At 37.1% G+C, this 951-nt stretch carries 3 protein-coding genes; all 3 read left to right on the top strand.

Annotated features, from left to right (window positions below; genetic code table 11):
• Positions 1-93 precede the first annotated feature (93 nt).
• From LI015_RS27935 to LI015_RS27945, 3 genes are read left to right on the top strand one after another with little or no spacing between them, the layout of a single operon-like run.
• The gene (locus LI015_RS27935; protein WP_002593043.1) at positions 94-270 is read left to right on the top strand and encodes a hypothetical protein; all 177 of its coding nucleotides are present in this window, start codon (positions 94-96) and stop codon (positions 268-270) included.
• Entirely contained in the window at positions 270-722 is a 453-nt protein-coding gene (locus LI015_RS27940) for a hypothetical protein (RefSeq protein ID WP_002595063.1), read from the top strand. The genes LI015_RS27935 and LI015_RS27940 overlap by 1 nt, the downstream gene beginning before the upstream one ends.
• A gap of 4 nt (positions 723-726) precedes the next feature.
• The gene (locus LI015_RS27945; RefSeq protein WP_002593045.1) at positions 727-873 is read left to right on the top strand and encodes a hypothetical protein; all 147 of its coding nucleotides are present in this window, start codon (positions 727-729) and stop codon (positions 871-873) included.
• Positions 874-951 lie beyond the last annotated feature (78 nt).

Genomic DNA, 951 nt, shown 5'->3' on the forward strand with positions numbered 1-951 from the left:
TAAATCCGTATTGCGTGATACTATGCACTGATTTTTATCATTTATATAACCACAAAGTCTAAATATTTATTCAAAAACAAGGAGGACAAGATTATGTCAAAACAGAAGAAAGAAATAGGACCGGATTTTGCAGAAAAGCAGCCAACTCCATATCTGTATGATGCGCCGGCAAATGTACCATTTCCGGGAAAACATCAAAGTGGTAAAGGGGGACCATCTGATTGCAATAACAACGGTATAGATGATTCAGAAGAAGAGGAGGAAATGTGATGTCAAGATTGGTCACTATGACAGGAATATCCGTTCCAGTTTTTAATGTAATAAGGAACCAAAATGTTCCATCCCTAGAAGTTCAAATATTACAGTCTCAGGCCCAGGAAATTGACCTGTTGAAACTTTTCAAGACAGAGAGTGAGCTTTCTACACTTACTTTGATGTCAGACCAGGGAATCCTCGAAAATCAGTACATGAATTATTCTAAGTTAGATACATATAACATTCAGAATGATTATATTGTTAAAGAAGCTATAGGGGGCTGGTCAGCTATTGTGGATGAAGAAGGCCATACCGTTTCAGAAGAGGTGACGGCAGAGCCAGCTCTAATTGATAATCTGATTACAATAAGGCTGTTGAAAAAAAGTGATTTAGAACGTAAGGTAGATAATAACGTGCAGTTGATTGATGCCATGTCAGTAGCACTTGCTCAAATAATGGGAGGTTGACTTTATGGAAGCATGGAAGAAAGTAATATTCGTTAATTCAATAAAAGTAAGACTTCAAAATGGAGAGGGAAGTGCGGAAGAGATAATTAACTCCTATGCGAAATTGACGGATAGCGAGAAGGAAATTCTTAAAGCAGAATTCTCAAAATAAGTGACAAAAACGGGAGCTTGAAGAGAACTATTTCAGGCTCCCGTTTTCCCAAAATATTTTGCCAAAAATGTTGAGAAT

Source organism: Enterocloster sp. 210928-DFI.2.20, from assembly GCF_020554465.1.
Taxonomy (GTDB): Bacteria; Bacillota; Clostridia; order Lachnospirales; family Lachnospiraceae; genus Enterocloster; species Enterocloster bolteae.

Coding starts and splice junctions, on each gene's coding strand:
- LI015_RS27945 (WP_002593045.1), top strand. CDS start 727: ATGGAAGCATGGAAGAAAGTAATATTCGTTAATTCAATAAAAGTAAGA.
- LI015_RS27940 (WP_002595063.1), top strand. CDS start 270: ATGTCAAGATTGGTCACTATGACAGGAATATCCGTTCCAGTTTTTAAT.
- LI015_RS27935 (WP_002593043.1), top strand. CDS start 94: ATGTCAAAACAGAAGAAAGAAATAGGACCGGATTTTGCAGAAAAGCAG.